We start from the raw sequence: 17,952 nt of genomic DNA, 5'->3' as shown, positions 1-17,952 counted from the left end.
CGGAGTTTTGAGCTACCACGCCGTCATCCCGGCGAAGGCCAGAAGTGCGATCCCGGCCTTCGCCGGGATGACGGCGTTATTTCCCCTGAAATTCCGGGGGAGAAGGGAAACCTACATGCAGAGCGCGAGGTCCGGGCTGCCGACCACGCGCGTGCCCACCTGTTCGCCGCGCACGAAAGCCAGCGCTGCCCCGATCACTTCGGGTGCGTCGAGCACGCGGCGGTGGCCCAAGCCCTGCGTGGTATACAGCCGCGCGCCGGGCGAGCACTGAGCATAGCGCTCGCCTTCGCCCCACGGCACGTCCGCGTCGCCCAGGTCATGCACGATCAGCGCGGGTCGGCCCAGCATGGGCAACTTGCGCTCCAGCCGCAGCTCGTCGATGTGCACGCCGGTGCGGCGATGCAGCCATTCGTAGAACTGCGGGCGCAGGTAGCCGGCCAGGTGCACGAAGCGGAAGAAGCGCCGAGTTGCCGCTTTCATGTCGGCGGCCGGCGCCACCAGGATCAGTCGGTCGGCATGCCAGGCTTCATCCTGCGCGAGGGTGACCGCGGCGCCGCCGAGCGAGTGGCCGACCGCCAGCGCGGCATTGCCGTAGCGCGCGCCGATCGCGCGGATCGTGGCGATGAATTCCGGCAGCGTGCACAGCTTGCCGCTGCTGTGGCCGTGGCCGGGCTGGTCGAAGGTGACCACGGCCAGACCCTGCGCGCGCAACTGCGCCACCCACGGCAGGAAGCGCAGGCCGAAGCTGGACCAGCCGTGCGCCAGCAGCGCGTACGGCTGGGTCGACGGGTCGCCCCAGACGTAGGTGGCGATGGTTTCGCCGCCGACCTGCAGTTCGCTGCGCCGCATGTCCGCGTCGCCCTGTGCCGCCTGCGCGCGGCGGCGGCTGCTGGCGAACGGGGTGGCGAACAGGCGCGCGGCGCGGTTCACCGTGCGCTGCGGGGCGATCCGGCCGCCCAGCACGAAGCCGGTGCGCACGGTGGTGAGCTTGATTCGGTCGATCACGGTGGACATGGGCATGGCCTCAGGGTTGCCAACTGCGCCACAGGCGCTCGAAAGCGGCGCGGGTGCGCTGCCCGGCCTCGTCGAAGCCGAACAGCCCGGCGTCGTGGTGCAGGCCGAGCATCAGGGCGTAGATCTCGAAGGCGAGCTGGGCGACGTCGGTGTCGCTGCGCAGGTGGCCCAGTTCGACCGCCTGCGCGATCGCCTTCTGCAGCTCGTCGCGCCAGCCGGCCTGCTGCGCCACCACACCGTCGTGCAGCGCGCCGTCGCGGCCGTCGTATTCGCTGGCGGCGGACAGCAGCACGCAGCCGCTCTTGTGCTCGCGTGCCCACTCGAACCAGTTCGCCACGATCGCGCGCAGCCGCGGCAGCCCGCGCGGCTGGCGCAGCGCCGGCAGCAGCACCCGGGCCACGAAGCGCTGGCGGCCGGTGTTGAGCACGGCCAGCTGCAGGTCTTCGCGCGAGCCGAAGTGGGCGAACACGCCGCTCTTGGACATGCCCACATCGCTCGCCAGATTGCCGATCGACAGGCCTTCCAACCCGTCGCGTCGGGCCAGCGCATAGGCGTGGTCAAGGATGGTGTCGCGGGTGGCCGCGCGCTTGCCGGGCTGCGTTACGATCGTCATGGCGGCATAAATAGCACGATCGTTCGTTCTATATCAAGCAAAAGCTCACGCCGTCTCCGCAGCCCCTGCCGGTATGCTGACCACTGCAAGCCAAGGAGGATCCCGCATGAAAATCCGCAACCTGAGCGTTCCGCTCGCCACCGCCCTGCTGGCCGCCTGCGTCACCTCGCCGACCGGCCGCTCGCAGCTGATGATGGTGTCGGACAGCCAGATGAGCCAGATGGGCCTGAGCGCGTTCAACGACATGCGCAAGCAGGGCAAGTTCGTCGACGCGCCGCGCGAACGTGCCTACGCCACCTGCGTGTCCAATGCGCTGATCGCGGTACTGCCGCCGCCGTGGAACACCCAGCAATGGGAAGTGCAGATCATCGGTGACGACACGGCCAACGCGTTCGCCCTGCCCGGCGGCCGGATCGGCGTGAACCGCGGCATGTTCAAGCTCGCCACCGACCAGGACCAGCTCGCGGTGGTGCTGGGTCACGAACTGTCACACGTGGTATCGCGCCACGGCGCGGAGCGCGTCTCCGACAACATGGCGGCGCAGGCCGCGGTGGCTGCCGGCAGCATCTACGCCGGCACGCGCGGCAGCGACACCGGCAACGTCGCGGCACTGCTCGGCGTGGGTGCGCAGGTGGGCATCCTGCTGCCGTTCTCGCGCACCCAGGAGAGCGAGGCCGACACACTGGGCCAGCGCTACATGGCCCAGGCCGGTTTCGATCCGCGCGCGGCAGTGACGCTGTGGCAGAAGATGGGCGCGCAAGGCGGCAGCAAGCCGCCGGCCTTCCTGTCCACCCACCCGTCTTCCGGCAACCGCGCGCAGGCGCTGGACCGGCAGGCGCAGCAACTGCTGCCGGTGTACCAGCAGGCGCGCGCCGGCGGCCATGCGCCGAACTGCCGCATGTAGGCGGGTGGAGATAATCACCGGCTGAACGGGTGGCGGCACGCCGTCAACTGTGCGCGCAGCCCTTCGTTTTCCGTCCTGCCTGCCGCATTTCGCGGCGCCGACGGAGCACCTGATGATGACCCGCATGCCTCTCAAGCTGGCCCTGCTGGCCGGACTCGGCCTGACCTTTGCCGGCGCCACCTACGCGCCGCCCGCCGCCGCGCGCACCCAGGTGGCGGTCGGCATCCACATCGGCGTGGCTCCGCCGCCGCCGCGCTTCGAGCGGGTGCCGCCGCCGCGCCGCGGCTATGTGTGGGCGCCGGGCTACTGGCGCTGGGATGGCTACGCGCACCGCCACGTGTGGGTCGGCGGCGGCTGGGTCCGGGTACAGCCGGGCCGCCACTACCGGCCGGCGCACTGGGTGCGCCATGGCCGCGAGTGGCGCTTCCGACCCGGTCACTGGGGCCGCTGAGCACCCCATACGCGCGTGGCTTGTTGCGTCGCGGCACCACCCACGGGAGCGACGTACTAAACTTGTCGCTTTGATTCATCGCCCCGGCCCCGGTCGGGGCGATGAGTTTCAGGCGTTTTCACACCCCTGGCAGGGTCCCTCGTCGCTCCCCGCCGCCCCTCTGTAGATGCCCACCGGCACCGCGAATCAATGGAGTCACCGTTCCAATGATCTTTGAAACCATCGCCAACACGGGTCACGAAGAAGTCGTCTTCTGCCACAACAAGGACGCCGGCCTGAAGGCCATCATCGCGATCCACAACACGGTGCTGGGCCCTGCGCTCGGCGGTCTGCGCATGTGGCCGTACAAGACCGAGCAGGAGGCGGTGAACGACGTGCTGCGCCTGTCGCGCGGCATGACCTACAAGAACGCCGTGGCCGGCCTCAACCTGGGCGGCGGCAAGGCGGTGATCATCGGCGACCCGAGCAAGGACAAGTCGGAGGCGCTGTTCCGCGCGTTCGGCCGCTTCGTCAACTCGCTCAACGGCCGTTACATCACCGCCGAGGACGTCGGCATCGACGTCAACGACATGGAATACGTGTTCCGCGAGACCGAATACGTGACCGGCGTGCACCAGGTGCATGGCGGCTCGGGCGACCCGTCGCCGTTCACCGCCTACGGCTCGCTGCAGGGTCTGATGGCCGCGCTGCACTTCAAGCACGGCAACGAGGAAGTGGGCAAGTACAGCTACGCCGTGCAAGGCGCCGGCCACGTCGGCGGCGAGTTCATCAAGCTGCTGCGCGAACAGGGCGCCAAGGTGTTCGTCACCGACATCAACAAGGATGCGGTGCAGCGTTGCGTGGACGAGCTGGGCTGCGAAGCGGTGGGCCTGGACGAGATCTACGACGTCGACGCCGACGTGTACTCGCCGTGCGCGCTGGGCGGCACGCTGAACGAGCAGACCATCGACCGCATCAAGGCCAAGATCATCTGCGGCCCGGCCAACAACCAGCTGGCCACCGACGAGATCGGCGACGAACTGAACCGTCGCGGCGTGCTGTACGCACCGGACTACGCGGTCAACGCCGGCGGCGTGATGAACGTGTCGCTGGAAATCGACGGCTACAACCGCGAGCGTGCGATGCGCATGATGCGCACGATCTACTACAACCTGGGGCGCATCTTCGAGATCTCGAAGAGCGAGAACATCCCGACCTACCGCGCCGCGGACCGCCTGGCCGAGGAGCGCATCAGCGCGATCGGCAAGCTGAAGCTGTCGCACATGGGCAACGGCGGCACCCGCTTCCAGGGTCGCATGCGCGGCCAGTAAGCCGCGCCGATCGGGCTCCTGCCGGCTTTCGGCAGGCCCGTGTTTCGCCAGGGCCTGCCGCCACCCGCGGCAGGCCTTTGCTTGTGCGGGGCGGTGACCGAATAATCGGCAGGCAAGGGGGTGTCACGGGTGCGCAGGATGATGATCTGGCTGGGCTGGGGCTTGTTCGCGCTGGTGCTGCTGATGATCAGCGGCCTGCTGCTGGCCGACTACCTGACGCCGCGTGCCACCGGTGCGCCCGGCACGACGTTGCCACTGCAGCCGGCACAAACCGCGATCGACCGCGAACTGGCGCCGTACCTGGCCACGCATCCCGGCGAGACGGCGGCGACCCTGTTGCCCGACGGCCTGGATGCGTTCGCCGCACGTGCCGCTTCCGCGCGGCTGGCCGGACGCAGTCTCGACCTGCAGTACTACATGTGGCACGACGACCTGGTCGGCCACCTGCTGGCCCGCGAGGTATACGCCGCGGCCGAGCGCGGCGTGCGCGTGCGCCTGCTGCTCGACGACATCAATACCAAGGGGCTCGACCCGGCGCTGCTGGCGCTGGACGCGCACCCGAACATCGAGGTGCGCCTGTACAACCCGTTCCGCAACCGCCGCGGCGCATGGCGCCTGCTGGAGATGGTGCAGCGCTTCTTCAGCGTGAACCACCGCATGCACAACAAGGCGTGGATCGCCGACGGCCGCGTCGCGCTGGTCGGCGGCCGCAACATCGGCGACGAATACTTCGACGCCGGCAGCAACGTGAACTTCCGCGACCTCGACATGCTGCTGCTCGGCCCGGCGGTGGCCGACGCCAGCGCGATCTTCGACGACTTCTGGAACTCCAGCGCCGCCGTGCCGATCGAGGCGCTGAACCCGCAGACGCCGGAGAACCTGCACAAGCTGGTGGCCGCGCTTGCCGACGAGTCCGCCGATGCCGCCGCGCAGGTCTACCTGGATCGGGTCGCCGCCTCGCCCTCGGCGCAGCGCCTGGCCAACCACGAACTGTCGCCGCACTGGAGCGCGAACATCACGGTGGCATCCGACCCGCCGCTGAAGACGAAAAGCGCCGATCGCCGCGACTGGCTGCAGCCGCGGCTGGCCGCCCACCTGGGCGGCGTGCACAGCGAGGTGCTGCTGATCTCGCCCTACTTCGTTCCCGGCAGCAAGGGCACGGCGACGCTGCTCGACCTGGTCCGCCGCGGCACCCGTGTCGGCGTGATCACCAACTCGCTGGCCGCGAACGACGTGCCCGCCGTGCACAGCGGCTACGAGCGCTACCGCCGGCAGCTGCTGAACGGCGGCGTGAGCCTGTTCGAGATCCGCCGCCACGGCCCGGTCGCCACCCACGGCCTGTTCGGCAGCAGCGGCGCGAGCCTGCACACCAAGGCCTTCGTGATCGACGGCGCGCGCGGTTTCGTCGGCTCGTTCAACCTCGACCCGCGCTCGGCCAACCTCAACACCGAGATGGGCGTGCTGTTCGACGACCCCGCCCTGGCCAGCGACCTGCGCCAGGAATACCTGCGGCTGGCCGCACCGGCGCTGAGCTACCGGCTCCGCCGCGGCGCGGACGGCTCGACGCAATGGCTGGATCGCAGCGTGCAGCCGCCGCAGGTGCTCGAACACGAACCCGAGGCCGGCTGGTGGCTGCGCACGATCACCCGTGCGATCAGCTGGCTGCCGATCGAGTCGCAGCTATAGCACCCTGCGCGATCGGCGCCGCGAAGCCGCGTGCGCTAAAATCGCCGTTCTGCCCTCCATGGAGTCCGCGATGCGTCCGTTCCCGCTCGGTGAAGAGATCGACCTGCTGCGCGAGTCCGTGCATGCGTTCGCGGAAAAGGAGATCGCGCCGCGCGCCGACCGCATCGACCGCGACAACCTGTTCCCCGCCGACCTGTGGCGCAAGTTCGGCGAGATGGGCCTGCTCGGCGTGACCATCCCCACCGAATACGGCGGCTCCGGCATGGGCTACCTCGCGCACATGGTGGCGATGGAGGAAATCTCGCGCGCGTCCGGCTCGGTGGGACTGTCCTACGGCGCGCACTCCAACCTGTGCGTCAACAACATCTTCCACAACGGCAACGAGGCACAGCGGCGCAAGTACATCCCCAGACTGTGCTCGGGCGAGTACGTGGGTGCGCTGGCGATGAGCGAGCCGGGCGCCGGCTCCGACGTGGTCGGCTCGATGAGCTGCAAGGCCGAGTTGCGCGGCGACGTATGGGTCGCCAATGGCACCAAGATGTGGATCACCAACGGCCCCGACGCCGATGTGCTGCTGGTCTACATGCGCACCGCGCCGCGCGCCGCCGGCAGCCGCTGCATGACCGCCTTCATCGTCGAGAAGGGCATGCCGGGTTTCGGCACGGCACAGAAGCTGGACAAGCTCGGCATGCGCGGCTCCAACACCTGCGAACTGGTGTTCGAGAACTGCGAGATCCCGGCCGAGAACATCGTGGGCGAGGTCAACGAAGGCGTGCGCGTGCTGATGAGCGGCCTGGACACCGAGCGGCTGGTGCTGTCCGGCGGTCCGATCGGCCTGATGCAGGCGGCGCTGGACCTTACCCTGCCCTACGTGCGCGAGCGCAAGCAGTTCAACGCACCGATCGGCACCTTCGGCGTGATGCAGGCCAAGGTGGCCGACATGTATACGGCGCTGCAGTCCTCGCGCGGCTTTGCCTACATGGTGGCGCAGCAGTTCGACGCCGGCGTGAAGTCGCGCATCGACCCGGCCGCCTGCCTGCTCAACGCCTCCACCAACGCGGTGAAGGTCGCGCTGGAGGCGATCCAGTCGCTGGGCGGCAACGGCTACATCAACGAGTTCCCCGCCGGCCGCCTGCTGCGCGACGCCAAGCTGTACGAGATCGGCGCGGGCACCAACGAGATCCGCCGCATGCTGATCGGCCGCGAGCTGTTTCACGGCAAGGCGTGAGACAACGCGCCACCGATGGAAGGCATCGGCGCCGGCACATCGAGCCGGCTTCCGCCGCATGCTGATCGGCCGCGAGCTGTTTCACGGCAAGGCGTGAGACAACGCGCCGCCGATGGAAGGCATCGGCGCCGGCACATCGAGCCGGCTCCCGCCGCATGCTGATTGGCCGCGAGCTGTTTCACGGCAAGGCGTGAGACAACGGCAAGGGGTGAGACAACGGCAAGGGGTGACTCCGCCTTGTCGGAAAAGGAAAGGCCCGCGCCATGCGGGCCTTTCTTCGGTGTGCTCCGATGTACTCAGAACGTCCAGCTGAAACTGGCGCTGGCCATCTGCCCCTGCCGGCCTTGACCCAGGTAACGGTCGTAGCCGAACTGCAGGCTGGCGCGCGGCGTCATCCGCCAGTCCAGCGTGGTGCCGAGCATGCCGCCGTAACGCGACAAACCGATACCGCCCACCGGGGCGAACAGGTTGATGCCGCTGAAGCTGGCATCGAATACCTCGCCGCGCAGGCCGAACGATTGCTGCCACAGCGCGTGCACCTGCAGGCCGAGGCTGCCGCCGCCGACCAATGTCCAGTCATGGCTGGCACGCATGCCTGCGCCGGCCTGCCAGCGCGCCGTGCTGTGCGCACCCGATTTCAGGCCGAAGCCGTAGGCGCCCAGCTCGTTGAAACCATCGCGCTGGATCTGCGCGTATTGGAGGCTCATGTACGGGGTGACCTGCGTGCGGCCCAGGGTGAAGCGGTAACCGCTTTCGCCATAGGCCACGCCGTAGCGGCCATTGACGTCGCTGGCCACCCCGGCGAACTGGTCGCCGAGTTGCAGTTGGCGACGCATGGTCTCGCGATAACTGCCGACGCCGAAGCGGCCCAGGGTGTACCACGAGCCGCGGATCATGCCGCCGTACAGCATGCCCTCCAGGGCGTGGCTGCGGCCCTGATCCGCGCTTTCGGCCAGCCGTCCCAGCCCCTGGCTCTGGCTCAGCGCATAGCCGGCGAAGCCGTTGCTGCCGACACGCAAGTCCTGCCCCACCAGCGCACCGCTGAGGTCGTAGCCGACGTGGCCGTAGCCGCTGCGCGACATGCCACCGTGATAGCCGAGGCTCTGCGCCCAGGCGCCGGCCTGCGGCGCATCGAGCAGGCTGTCGAAACGGTCGGACAGTGCGCGCGTGCCGGCGTCGATCGCCTCGAAGGTCATCGCCGCGCTGGCCGCATGCAGCTGACCGGAAAGACTTTCCAGCGAACGCTGCAACGAGCCCATGGTGGGCGTCTGCTGCAGGCTGGCCGCACCGGCGACGAACGCCGTCGCCGCCGGTGCGGCGCCCGCGGCCGACGTACCGTGGCCGAGCCCGGCGTTGATCAGCCCGAACGCACCGTCCACCCGCTGCGCGGCGCCATGCGAGGCGGCGGTGTACGCCATGCCCTGCACGGCCGTGGCCTGCACCTGGGTCACGTCGAGCCAGGCGCTGCCGGCGTCGTAGCCGAGCGTGGCGTCGAGCAGGACGACGTTGCTCGCCTTGTCCAGGGCGTCGAACGTGCCCTGCAATCCGCCAGCGGCGTCGATCACGTCGGTATGCAAATGGACGAGGTAACCCGGTTCGGTGCCGGTCACGTACAGGTCGCCGCCATTCAGGTAGGCGCCACCGCTTACCCGCAACACCGAACCCAGCGACAGCTCGAGCCGGCCATGGCCTTCCTGCACGTAATTGCCGGAGACCGTCACGTCGCCGCCGCTGACGCCCAGCACGCCCTGGTTGTTGATCGTGCCGCCGATCGACGGCGTACCGCGCAAGGCGCCTTGCGCACTTATGCGGACGCCGGATCCCAGCGACTTGGCCACCAGCGTGCCCGCCTGCACCTGGGTCGTTCCGTGATAGCTGGCATCTGCCGTCAGCGTCAGCGTGCCGCTGCCCTGCTTGATCAAGCCACCCGGGCCACTGATGGGATTGTTCCAGCGGGAGTCGCCGTCGAGATTGGCGGTGACGTCGCCCCAGTCGAACTTCATCGGTCCGTTCACCGCCCGGCCCACGTTCAACTTGCCGTAGCCGAACACCGGGTCGGGGCCGGCGGCGCCGACGTCGTCGGCGGTGCCGAGCAGGGTCTGCCGCACCAGGTCGTTGCTGAAATACGGATAGGCCTGCCACACCAGCGCAGCCGCGCCGGAGACTTCCGGCGCCGCGAACGAGGTGCCGCCGACGACCCAGTAGGCCGGACGGGTGCCGGCGACGGCGTCCTTGTCGCTGACGACCACGTCGCCCGGTGCGGCGAGGCAGTAGCTCATCGTCCTGCCGCAGGCGTTCGAGTAACTGGCCAGTTGACCCGGACGGTTGCTGTCGAGCGCCACAGCGACCAGCCAGCCCTGCTCCAGTTGCCGCGACGCCGTGCTGACCAGGCTGGGCAGGCTGGCGATGTCGCTGGGATTGCTGCGCGATTCGTTGCCGGCGGCGAACACCACCAGCCCGCCATGCTGCACCACGAACGGCGCATAAGCCTGGGCGAATGCCTGGGTGATCGAGAGGTCGCCGGTATTCCAGTAGATGCCGCCCCAGGAGTTGTTCATCACCTGCACGCCGGCATTGATCAGGGCCGGGTTGAGGGTCTGCGCGAAGAAGGCCGCATCGGCGGCGGTGACCGCATTGCCCTGGCCCGAACCGTCGTCCTTCGGTGCCACGTCGCTGATGATGCGCGCCGAAACCAGACTGGCGCCCGGCGCGATGCCGCCGGGGAACCTGTCGAACGCCTGGCCGGCTGCGATCTGCGAGACCCAGGTGCCGTGGCCGACCACATCGTCGATCGCCGTGTTGTTCGCGGCCGGATCGACGTAGATCAATTCCTGCCTGACCCGTCCGGCCAGCGCCGGATGATTGCGCATGATGCCGCTGTCGACCACGCCGATGGTCACGCCGGCGCCGGTGTAGCCCAGGATATGTGCGGCGGAGGCATTGGTGAGCGAAAGCTGGGCATCCAGCGGCGGCTGGCCGGTCGACGTGCTCGGCGGCGGTGACGGCGAACTCGGGATCGGCGTCGGCTTGACGTTTCCGCCTCCGCCGCAGGCACTCAATCCAAGTGCCATGGCCACCAGCCAAGCCATTTCGCGACGCCGCACACCCGAATCGAACATGTTCATCAGCCCCCGCCCGCACAGTCCCGATCGAAGCATCGCCGGCGTAATGGATACGCCGCGGTACTGCCCCGATGCACATCTTGGCACAACGAAAATCCAATGAAACGGACGCAAATCCGCGCACCACAAGGCCCCGGCCGCCGTTTGCCGAGCTTTGCGGCGGGCTGCGATAATCGCCCGGTTGTCTGTCAGGCGCTCGCGCCCCTCAAGTCTTGCAAGCGGAGTTATCCATGTCGGATGTCAACGTCGTCATCGTCGGTGCCAAGCGCACCGCCATCGGCTCCTTCCTCGGCCAGTTCACCGGCGTGCCCACCCCGAAGCTCGGCGCCACCGCCATCCGCGCCGCGCTGGAACAATCCGGCGTCGCCCCGGCCGAGGTCGGCGAAGTGATCATGGGCTGCGTGCTGCCGGCCAACCTGGGCCAGGCGCCGGCGCGCCAGGCGTCGCTCGGTGCGGGCCTGCCGGCCGGTACCGGCTGCACCACCATCAACAAGGTGTGCGGCTCGGGCATGAAGGCGATCATGCTGGGCCACGACCTGATCAAGGCCGGCTCGGCGGCCATCGTGGTGGCCGGCGGCATGGAGTCGATGACCAATGCGCCGCACATGGTGCAGGCGCGCACCGGCATCCGCTACGGCGACGGCCAGCTGGTCGACCACATGGCCTGGGACGGCCTCACCAACCCCTACGACGGCAAGGCCATGGGCGTGTTCGGCGAGCTGTGTGCCGACGAGTACCACTTCACCCGCGAGCAGCAGGACGCCTTCGCCATCGAGTCGGTCAAGCGCGCCCAGGCGGCGCAGCAGAACGGCGCGTTCGCCGGCGAGATCGTGCCGGTCACGGTCAGCGGCCGCAAGGGCGACGTGGTGGTCGACACCGACGAGCAGCCCGGCCGCTCCGACATCGCCAAGGTTCCCTCGCTGAAGCCGGCCTTCCGCAAGGAGAACGGCACCATCACCGCCGCCAGCTCGTCCAGCATCTCCGACGGCGCCGCGGCCGTGGTGCTGCTGTCGGCCGACGACGCGAAGGCGCGCGGGCTGCAGCCGTTGGCGCGCATCGTGGCGCACGCCACCCACTCGCAGGAGCCGGAGTGGTTCACCACCGCCCCGGTCGGGGCGATCCAGAAGGTGCTGGACAAGGCCGGCTGGAAGGTCGGCGACGTCGACCTGTTCGAGATCAACGAGGCGTTCGCGGTGGTGGCGATGACCCCGATGAAGGAGCTCGGCATCCCGCACGACAAGCTCAACGTCAACGGCGGCGCCTGCGCGCTCGGCCACCCGATCGGCGCCAGCGGTGCGCGCCTGGTGGTGACCCTGCTCAACGCGCTGAAAACACGCGGCCTCAAGCGCGGTGTCGCCTCCTTGTGCATCGGCGGCGGCGAGGCAACGGCGATCGCGGTGGAGTGCACCGACTGAGAGTCCGCTGCCGGCATGCCAGACGCACGATATCCAGATGACGGCCGGCTAAATCGGTTTTTAATCCGTCCTGAAGCATTCCCCATAAAGATGTGGCGCAATTAGCGCGAAAGCGCTATTAATACACGGCCAAACGGCATTCCACGGCAAAGGAGATCCACCATGAAGTTTACGCGTACCCTACTCGCCGCCGCGCTCGTCGCGCTGTTGGCGGCATGCAGCAACGGCGCGCAGGATTCCGCGCAAGACGCCCAGAAATCGGCCGACACCGCCCAGCAAGCTGCCGATACCGCGCAGCAGGCTGCCGCGGCCACCCCGACCCAGGCGACCGAGCAGGCTGCAGACCAGGCCAAGACCGCTGCCGAGGCAGCTGGCCAGGCCGCCGACCAGGCTGCCCAGGCGGCCACGGCTGCTTCCGCCGCTCCGGCTGCGACTTCCACCAGTGCTGCTGACCAGGCCAAGGACGCCGCGGCCAACGCCGCCAACGCCGCCGACAAGGCTGCGGACGCTGCCAAGGACGCCGCCAGCAACGCCAAGGAAGCTGCCAAGGACGCCACCAAGGGTCACTGACCTTTCCTGGTTGCCCGAGAAAACGGCCGCCTCGCGCGGCCGTTTTTTTTGCCGACTGCCGGCCGCTGCGCCCGCCGATTTTGGCCGCCGGCCGGCGACCGTTATCATCCGTGGTTTGGCCTTGATGGCAGCCCAACCGTGAGTCCGCATCCATGAGCGTCATTGCTTCGCAGGTCGATCCGCGTTCTGCCGAGTTCCAGGCCAGCAGCCGCCAGCTGCGCGCCGTGGTGGAGGATCTGCAGCGCGAGCTGGCGCGCAGCGCGGAAGGCGGTGGCGCGAAGGCCCGCGAGAAGCACGTCGCCCGCGGCAAGCTGCTGCCGCGCGAGCGCATCCGTGCACTGCTGGACCCCGGCTCGCCCTTCCTCGAGCTCTCGCCGCTGGCCGCCCACGGCATGTACGACGACGCCGCGCCGGCCGCCGGCCTGATCACCGGCATCGGCCGGGTCAACGGCACCGAGGTGGTAGTGGTCGCCAACGATGCCACGGTCAAGGGCGGCACCTACTTCCCGATCACCGTGAAGAAGCATCTGCGCGCGCAGGAAGTGGCGCTGGAAAACAACCTGCCGTGCATCTACCTGGTCGACTCCGGCGGCGCCTTCCTGCCGCTGCAGGACGAGGTGTTCCCGGACAAGGAGCATTTCGGGCGGATCTTCTACAACCAGGCGCGGATGTCCGCGCTGAACATCCCGCAGATCGCCGTGGTGATGGGCTCGTGCACCGCCGGCGGCGCCTACGTGCCGGCGATGAGCGACGAGACCATCATCGTGCGCGAACAGGGCACCATCTTCCTCGGCGGCCCGCCGCTGGTGAAGGCCGCCACCGGCGAAGTGGTGGATGCCGAGACGCTGGGTGGTGCGGACGTCCATACGTCCATCTCCGGCGTGGCCGACCACTACGCCGAGAACGACGCGCATGCGCTGTCGATCGCCCGTGACATCGTGGCCAGCCTCAACCGCAGGAAGGCCATGCCGCTGGCGCTGCGCACCCCGGTCGAGCCGAAGTACCCGGCCGAAGAGCTCTACGGCGTGATCCCGCAGGACACCCGCCGCCCGTTCGACATCCGCGAAGTGATCGCGCGCATCGTCGACGGCTCGGAGTTCCACGAGTTCAAGGCGCGTTACGGCAAGACCCTGGTGTGCGGCTTCGCGCACATCCACGGCTACCCGGTGGGCATCGTCGCCAACAACGGCATCCTGTTCGCCGAGAGCGCACTGAAGGGCGCGCACTTCATCGAGCTGTGCAACCAGCGCAACGTGCCGCTGGTGTTCCTGCAGAACATCACCGGCTTCATGGTCGGCAGGAAGTACGAGCAGGCCGGCATCGCCAAGGACGGCGCCAAGATGGTCACCGCGGTCGCCTGCTCGCACGTGCCGAAGTTCACCGTGGTGATCGGCGGCAGCTTCGGCGCCGGCAACTACGCCATGTGCGGCAGGGCTTATGGAGCAAGGTTCCTGTGGATGTGGCCGAACGCGCGCATCAGCGTGATGGGCGGCGAGCAGGCGGCGTCGGTGCTGGCCACGGTGAAGCGCGACGGCATCGAGGCCAAGGGCGGCGAATGGTCAGCTGACGAAGAGGAGGCGTTCAAGGCACCGCTGCGCGAGCAGTACGAACGCCAGGGCCACCCCTACTACGCCAGCGCTCGCCTGTGGGACGACGGCATCATCGACCCGGTCGACACTCGCCGCGTGCTGGGGCTGGCGATCTCCGCCTCGCTCAATGCGCCGATCGAGCCGCAGCGCTACGGCGTGTTCCGCATGTAGCCAGCCGGCCTCGCATGCATGCTGGCACGTGCGCTGGCCGGCGTCCTGCCGACCACCCGTGCCCCGGCCCACAACGCCAGCAGGGTCAGCACATAGAACAGCAATTGCATGCCGGCCGGCTGCGCATCGTAGCCGACCAGGATGTGCGCGGTCTGGCCCAGCAGCGAGCCGTTGCCGAGCAGCCACGAACTGTCCCACAACTGCTGGCCCCAGGCCGGCAGCAGGTTGGCCTGGATCAGGTAGCGCGCCGCGGTCGAGGCCAGGCCGGCGGCCAGCAGCACCAGCATAGCGTTGGTGGCGCCGAAGAAATGACGCATCGGAATGCGCAGCAGTCCCGCGTACAGCGCAACGCCCAGCGCCGCACCAGCCACCACACCGATCGTCAGGCCTGCCCACAAGTGCTCCGCGCCGCCGGCACGCATGCCGTACAGGAACAGCACTACCTCCGAGCCCTCGCGCAGCACGGCCAGCGCCACCACCGCCAGCAGCAGCCCCAGCGAACTGGCGCCACTGTGCACGGCATTGCCCAGCTCGCGCATCTGCCGGCTCAGTTCGCGGCCGTGGCTGGACATCCACAGCACGTGCCAGCCGATCATCAGCACCGCCGCCAGCAACACCGCAGCGTTGAACAGCTCCTGCCCCACGCCGCTGAAGGCCGCCGCCAGCCAGCCGGCCGACAGCGCCACCAGCACCGCGCCGCCCACGCCCAGCGCGATGCCGCCGGCCACGAACCCGCCGCGCCGCGGCACGCCGCGGGTGGCCGCGGCCACCACGCTGACGATCAGCGCCGCCTCCAGCACTTCCCGGAACACCAGCAAGGCAACTCCCCACATGGTCGCTACTCCACCACCAGCACGCCCTGCGCGGTCGGCTGGTGGAAATCGCCATAGAAGCGGTAGCGCCCCGGCTTGAACGGGCCGATGAACAGGCTGATGCGGCTGTTCGGCATCACGATCTTCTCGGCCGGAAAATCGTCGCTCTCGAATTCTTCCGGCGAAGGATCCTGGTTGATCAGTTCCAGCTTGATCCGGGTATTCGCGGGTATGCGCAGCTCGCTGGGCTGATAGCGGTGATCCTTCAGGGTCAGTGTGTAGCTGGGAGCGTCGGCCGCGCTGGCCAGGAGCGGCACCAGCATGGCAAGTACGAACGGCAGCCAACGGCGCATGGAAGTACTCCCGAATTTAATTGATTGATAGTCATTCTCATCCAATGGGCGCATAGTACTCCCTGACCTCCGCTGCCGCCAGCGGAATTCATTCAATGGCGTGGAACGCATATTCTGGCAGGCGCGAACCGCTGCCCCCTTGATCTGGATCAGAGGCCCGTTGACCGCGGTCTGATCAATCCTGCGCTTTTTCCCCACGCAGGCGCACGTCGCTCGGCAGCATGCCGATACGCTCCGCACTGGCCTCGCGCTGCGACTCGAAGAAGCGCTGCACCTGCTGGCACACGGCCATGGTGCCTTCGCGCGCGATCGCGGAGACCAGGAACCACGGTTGGGTCCAGCCCAGCTCGGCGATGAGCTTTTCCGCCACCGCCTGGCGGTCGCCCTCCGGCAGCACGTCGGCCTTGTTCAACACCAGCCAGCGCGGGCGCTCCAGCAGCTCCGGATTGAATTTCCGCAACTCCTGCTCGATGGCACGCACCTGGTCGGCCACGTTCGCGCCATCGATCGGGGCGATGTCGACGATGTGCAGCAGCAGGCTGGTGCGCGCCACGTGGCGCAGGAACTGGATGCCCAGCCCGGCGCCATCGGCGGCGCCCTCGATCAGGCCGGGGATGTCGGCGATCACGAAGCTCTGGTCGGTGCCCAGGCTGACCACGCCCAGGTTCGGGTGCAGCGTGGTGAACGGGTAATCCGCCACCCGCGGCGTTGCCGCGGACACCGCGCGAATGAAGGTGGACTTGCCGGCGTTCGGGAAACCGAGCAGGCCGACGTCCGCCAGCAGGCGCAGCTCCAGCTTCAGCTCGCGCAGCTCGCCCGGGGTGCCCGGGGTGGCCTTGCGCGGTGCGCGGTTCACCGAGCTCTTGAAATGGATGTTGCCCAGCCCGCCCTTGCCGCCCTGCGCCACCAGCAGGCGCTGGCCGTGGGCGGTGAGGTCACCGATCACTTCGTCGGTGTCGACGTTGGTGATCACGGTGCCCACCGGCACGCGAATGCTGGTGTCCTCGCCGCCCTTGCCGTACATCTGGCTGCCCATGCCGTTCTCGCCGCGCTGCGCCTTGAAGCTGCGCTGGTGGCGAAAGTCGACCAGGGTATTGAGCCCCTCGTCGGCCACCAGCCAGACCGAGCCACCCGAGCCGCCATCGCCGCCGTCGGGGCCACCGAACGGTATGAACTTCTCGCGGCGGAAGCTGATGCAGCCATTGCCGCCGTCACCGGCCTGGACCTTGATGATTGCTTCGTCGACGAATTTCATGGGAATGCCGGGACTGGGGATTCGGGATGGGAAATACGGTGAGCGCTGGCCGTCTGGCCATGGTACGGGAGGCGGAGCGTTTCGGCTTCCGCGGATTCCGCATCCCCCGACAAAAAACAAAGGCCCCGCCGAAGCGGGGCCTTCGCTGCCGCATCGAGAAGGGCTCAGCCCTGCACGACGCTGACGAAACGGCGGTTCTTGGCGCCGCCGATCTTGAACTCGACCTTGCCGTCGACCAGCGCGAACAACGTGTGGTCGCGCCCCAGGCCCACGCCGGTGCCCGGATGGAACTGGGTGCCGCGCTGGCGCACGATGATGTTGCCGGCCTCGATGGCCTGGCCACCGTACACCTTGACGCCGAGGTATTTCGGGTTCGAATCGCGACCGTTGCGGCTGGAACCTACGCCTTTTTTATGTGCCATGACTCAATGCTCCAGTTGCTCAGGCGTTGATGCCCGTGATCTCGATTTCGGTGAAATGCTGCCGATGGCCCTGCTGGCGCTTGTAATGCTTGCGGCGGCGGAACTTGATGATGCGGATCTTGTCGGCACGGCCGTGCTTGCGCACGGTGGCGCTGACGGTGGCGCCCGCGACCACCGGCGCACCGATGGTGACCGACTCGCCGGTACCGACCAGCAGCACCTGATCGAAGCTCACGCTGGCGCCTTCTTCGGCGGTCAGCAGCTCCACGCGCAGCACGTCGCCCTGCTGCACACGGTACTGCTTGCCACCGGTCTTGATGACTGCGTAACTCATGGGAATGCCCTTCTGTCGTTATTCTCTTGGGTATCGCCCCGGCCTGCATGGGCCCGGCGAACTGCGGATTGTAGCGGCACGCCGGCCCGGTGGTCAAATACTGACCACTCGGCCCGGCGGAAAGCCCGCGCGTCTCAGCGACTGGAGGACGGCGCCGGTTTCGGCGGCGTCGCGCCCGGGCTGGCCGGGCAGCGGCCGTTGGCGTCCAGCGTGCCGTTCTGCTGCAGCTGCCGGATCATCGCCTGGCCACGCTGGCGCCCCCATTCTTGGCCGACCTTCATGCCCTCGGCCATGGTTACCGGCATCTGCGTGATGACCTTCTGGCCCAGCGGCGACTTGTAGAACTTCAGCAGGCCGGCCACGTCGGCGGCACTGAAGTGGCGCTGGTAGATGGGCACCATCCGATCCAGCAGTTGCCGGCTGCCGCTGGCGTCGATGAAGCCCTGCCAGTACGACGCCGGCACGCACGGCACCGCCTGCCCCATCACGCCGGCCATCTGCGAATTCATCTGGTCAAACATGCGCTCCATGTGCATCACCTCGAACAGCTCGCGCACCTGTTTGTCGCTGGGCTGCGCAGCCATGACCTGCCCGGCGGCGCCCAGCGCCAACACGGCCGCAGCGGCCATTCCTGTCCATTTGTGCATTGCGGTCTCCCCCTTGAAGTCGAACCGGCATTTAGCCACAGCCGGCACTGCCGGCG

At 68.3% G+C, this 17,952-nt stretch carries 17 protein-coding genes; 8 read left to right on the top strand and 9 right to left on the bottom strand.

Annotated features, from left to right (window positions below; translation table 11 throughout):
- Positions 1-111: 111 nt before the first annotated feature.
- Together R5H19_RS12155 and R5H19_RS12150 are read right to left on the bottom strand one after the other, a co-directional pair.
- Positions 112-1,014, bottom strand: a complete 903-nt coding sequence (locus R5H19_RS12155) for an alpha/beta fold hydrolase (RefSeq protein WP_318159265.1) — start codon at positions 1,012-1,014, stop codon at positions 112-114.
- A 10-nt stretch (positions 1,015-1,024) separates the two neighbouring features.
- A complete protein-coding gene (locus R5H19_RS12150) occupies positions 1,025-1,627 on the bottom strand; it encodes a TetR/AcrR family transcriptional regulator (RefSeq protein ID WP_318159264.1) in 603 nt (200 codons plus the stop codon).
- Positions 1,628-1,733: 106 nt separating this feature from the next.
- On the opposite strand from R5H19_RS12150, the gene R5H19_RS12145 reads away from it, so the two are divergent.
- The 5 genes from R5H19_RS12145 to R5H19_RS12125 all read left to right on the top strand — a co-directional run bounded on the left by R5H19_RS12145 (position 1,734) and on the right by R5H19_RS12125 (position 7,206).
- A complete protein-coding gene (locus R5H19_RS12145) occupies positions 1,734-2,531 on the top strand; it encodes a M48 family metallopeptidase (protein WP_318159263.1) in 798 nt (265 codons plus the stop codon).
- 115 nt (positions 2,532-2,646) lie between these two features.
- The gene (locus tag R5H19_RS12140) at positions 2,647-2,982 is read left to right on the top strand and encodes a hypothetical protein (RefSeq protein WP_318159262.1); all 336 of its coding nucleotides are present in this window, start codon (positions 2,647-2,649) and stop codon (positions 2,980-2,982) included.
- 206 nt (positions 2,983-3,188) lie between these two features.
- Positions 3,189-4,292 carry a Glu/Leu/Phe/Val dehydrogenase dimerization domain-containing protein gene (locus R5H19_RS12135; RefSeq protein WP_318159261.1) on the top strand — a complete coding sequence of 368 codons (1,104 nt, stop codon included), beginning with the start codon at positions 3,189-3,191 and terminating at the stop codon, positions 4,290-4,292.
- A 138-nt stretch (positions 4,293-4,430) separates the two neighbouring features.
- Entirely contained in the window at positions 4,431-5,978 is a 1,548-nt protein-coding gene (locus tag R5H19_RS12130) for a phospholipase D family protein (protein WP_318159260.1), read from the top strand.
- A 70-nt stretch (positions 5,979-6,048) separates the two neighbouring features.
- Complete coding sequence (locus tag R5H19_RS12125) at positions 6,049-7,206, top strand: isovaleryl-CoA dehydrogenase (RefSeq protein ID WP_318159259.1); 1,158 nt, start codon at positions 6,049-6,051, stop codon at positions 7,204-7,206.
- Between the two features lie 296 nt (positions 7,207-7,502).
- Here the strand turns inward: R5H19_RS12125 and R5H19_RS12120 are convergent, their stop codons facing one another.
- The gene (locus tag R5H19_RS12120; RefSeq protein ID WP_318159258.1) at positions 7,503-10,331 is read right to left on the bottom strand and encodes a S8 family serine peptidase; all 2,829 of its coding nucleotides are present in this window, start codon (positions 10,329-10,331) and stop codon (positions 7,503-7,505) included.
- 227 nt (positions 10,332-10,558) lie between these two features.
- Here R5H19_RS12120 and R5H19_RS12115 point away from each other — a divergent pair, with 227 nt between their 5' ends.
- The 3 genes from R5H19_RS12115 to R5H19_RS12105 all read left to right on the top strand — a co-directional run bounded on the left by R5H19_RS12115 (position 10,559) and on the right by R5H19_RS12105 (position 14,073).
- The gene (locus tag R5H19_RS12115) at positions 10,559-11,743 is read left to right on the top strand and encodes an acetyl-CoA C-acyltransferase (RefSeq protein ID WP_318159257.1); all 1,185 of its coding nucleotides are present in this window, start codon (positions 10,559-10,561) and stop codon (positions 11,741-11,743) included.
- 162 nt (positions 11,744-11,905) lie between these two features.
- Positions 11,906-12,313 carry a hypothetical protein gene (locus R5H19_RS12110; protein WP_318159256.1) on the top strand — a complete coding sequence of 136 codons (408 nt, stop codon included), beginning with the start codon at positions 11,906-11,908 and terminating at the stop codon, positions 12,311-12,313.
- A 152-nt stretch (positions 12,314-12,465) separates the two neighbouring features.
- A complete protein-coding gene (locus R5H19_RS12105; protein WP_318159255.1) occupies positions 12,466-14,073 on the top strand; it encodes a carboxyl transferase domain-containing protein in 1,608 nt (535 codons plus the stop codon).
- Here the strand turns inward: R5H19_RS12105 and R5H19_RS12100 are convergent.
- The 6 genes from R5H19_RS12100 to R5H19_RS12075 form a co-directional block, all read right to left on the bottom strand.
- Positions 14,052-14,906 (bottom strand): FTR1 family protein, encoded by an 855-nt coding sequence (locus R5H19_RS12100; RefSeq protein ID WP_318159254.1) that lies wholly within the window; start codon positions 14,904-14,906, stop codon positions 14,052-14,054. The two genes, R5H19_RS12105 and R5H19_RS12100, sit on opposite strands and share 22 nt — an antisense overlap.
- 5 nt (positions 14,907-14,911) lie before the next feature.
- Entirely contained in the window at positions 14,912-15,238 is a 327-nt protein-coding gene (locus R5H19_RS12095; RefSeq protein ID WP_318159253.1) for a cupredoxin domain-containing protein, read from the bottom strand.
- Positions 15,239-15,413: 175 nt separating this feature from the next.
- Positions 15,414-16,493, bottom strand: coding sequence for an Obg family GTPase CgtA (gene cgtA, locus R5H19_RS12090; RefSeq protein ID WP_318159252.1), 1,080 nt, complete (start codon positions 16,491-16,493; stop codon positions 15,414-15,416).
- Positions 16,494-16,657: 164 nt separating this feature from the next.
- Positions 16,658-16,915 carry a 50S ribosomal protein L27 gene (gene rpmA, locus R5H19_RS12085; protein ID WP_318159251.1) on the bottom strand — a complete coding sequence of 86 codons (258 nt, stop codon included), beginning with the start codon at positions 16,913-16,915 and terminating at the stop codon, positions 16,658-16,660.
- 19 nt (positions 16,916-16,934) lie between these two features.
- Positions 16,935-17,249 (bottom strand): 50S ribosomal protein L21, encoded by a 315-nt coding sequence (rplU, locus tag R5H19_RS12080; protein WP_318159250.1) that lies wholly within the window; start codon positions 17,247-17,249, stop codon positions 16,935-16,937.
- Positions 17,250-17,383: 134 nt separating this feature from the next.
- Positions 17,384-17,878, bottom strand: coding sequence for a DUF2059 domain-containing protein (locus tag R5H19_RS12075; RefSeq protein ID WP_318159249.1), 495 nt, complete (start codon positions 17,876-17,878; stop codon positions 17,384-17,386).
- Positions 17,879-17,952: the final 74 nt, after the last annotated feature.

This window comes from Rhodanobacter sp. KK11, assembly GCF_033345435.1.
Lineage (GTDB): Bacteria > Pseudomonadota > Gammaproteobacteria > Xanthomonadales > Rhodanobacteraceae > Rhodanobacter.
This window is presented reverse-complemented; position numbering and strand designations above follow the sequence as displayed.

What these genes read in the sequence shown, in the direction of transcription:
- R5H19_RS12075 (WP_318159249.1), bottom strand. Translation starts at nt 17,878, where the DNA reads ATGGCCGCTGCGGCCGTGTTGGCGCTGGGCGCCGCCGGGCAGGTCATG.
- R5H19_RS12095 (WP_318159253.1), bottom strand. Translation starts at nt 15,238, where the DNA reads ATGCGCCGTTGGCTGCCGTTCGTACTTGCCATGCTGGTGCCGCTCCTG.
- cgtA (WP_318159252.1), bottom strand. Translation starts at nt 16,493, where the DNA reads ATGAAATTCGTCGACGAAGCAATCATCAAGGTCCAGGCCGGTGACGGC.
- R5H19_RS12140 (WP_318159262.1), top strand. Translation starts at nt 2,647, where the DNA reads ATGACCCGCATGCCTCTCAAGCTGGCCCTGCTGGCCGGACTCGGCCTG.
- rplU (WP_318159250.1), bottom strand. Translation starts at nt 17,249, where the DNA reads ATGAGTTACGCAGTCATCAAGACCGGTGGCAAGCAGTACCGTGTGCAG.
- R5H19_RS12130 (WP_318159260.1), top strand. Translation starts at nt 4,431, where the DNA reads ATGATGATCTGGCTGGGCTGGGGCTTGTTCGCGCTGGTGCTGCTGATG.
- R5H19_RS12155 (WP_318159265.1), bottom strand. Translation starts at nt 1,014, where the DNA reads ATGTCCACCGTGATCGACCGAATCAAGCTCACCACCGTGCGCACCGGC.
- R5H19_RS12105 (WP_318159255.1), top strand. Translation starts at nt 12,466, where the DNA reads ATGAGCGTCATTGCTTCGCAGGTCGATCCGCGTTCTGCCGAGTTCCAG.
- R5H19_RS12150 (WP_318159264.1), bottom strand. Translation starts at nt 1,627, where the DNA reads ATGACGATCGTAACGCAGCCCGGCAAGCGCGCGGCCACCCGCGACACC.
- R5H19_RS12100 (WP_318159254.1), bottom strand. Translation starts at nt 14,906, where the DNA reads ATGTGGGGAGTTGCCTTGCTGGTGTTCCGGGAAGTGCTGGAGGCGGCG.
- R5H19_RS12115 (WP_318159257.1), top strand. Translation starts at nt 10,559, where the DNA reads ATGTCGGATGTCAACGTCGTCATCGTCGGTGCCAAGCGCACCGCCATC.
- R5H19_RS12145 (WP_318159263.1), top strand. Translation starts at nt 1,734, where the DNA reads ATGAAAATCCGCAACCTGAGCGTTCCGCTCGCCACCGCCCTGCTGGCC.
- R5H19_RS12125 (WP_318159259.1), top strand. Translation starts at nt 6,049, where the DNA reads ATGCGTCCGTTCCCGCTCGGTGAAGAGATCGACCTGCTGCGCGAGTCC.
- R5H19_RS12135 (WP_318159261.1), top strand. Translation starts at nt 3,189, where the DNA reads ATGATCTTTGAAACCATCGCCAACACGGGTCACGAAGAAGTCGTCTTC.
- R5H19_RS12110 (WP_318159256.1), top strand. Translation starts at nt 11,906, where the DNA reads ATGAAGTTTACGCGTACCCTACTCGCCGCCGCGCTCGTCGCGCTGTTG.
- R5H19_RS12120 (WP_318159258.1), bottom strand. Translation starts at nt 10,331, where the DNA reads ATGAACATGTTCGATTCGGGTGTGCGGCGTCGCGAAATGGCTTGGCTG.
- rpmA (WP_318159251.1), bottom strand. Translation starts at nt 16,915, where the DNA reads ATGGCACATAAAAAAGGCGTAGGTTCCAGCCGCAACGGTCGCGATTCG.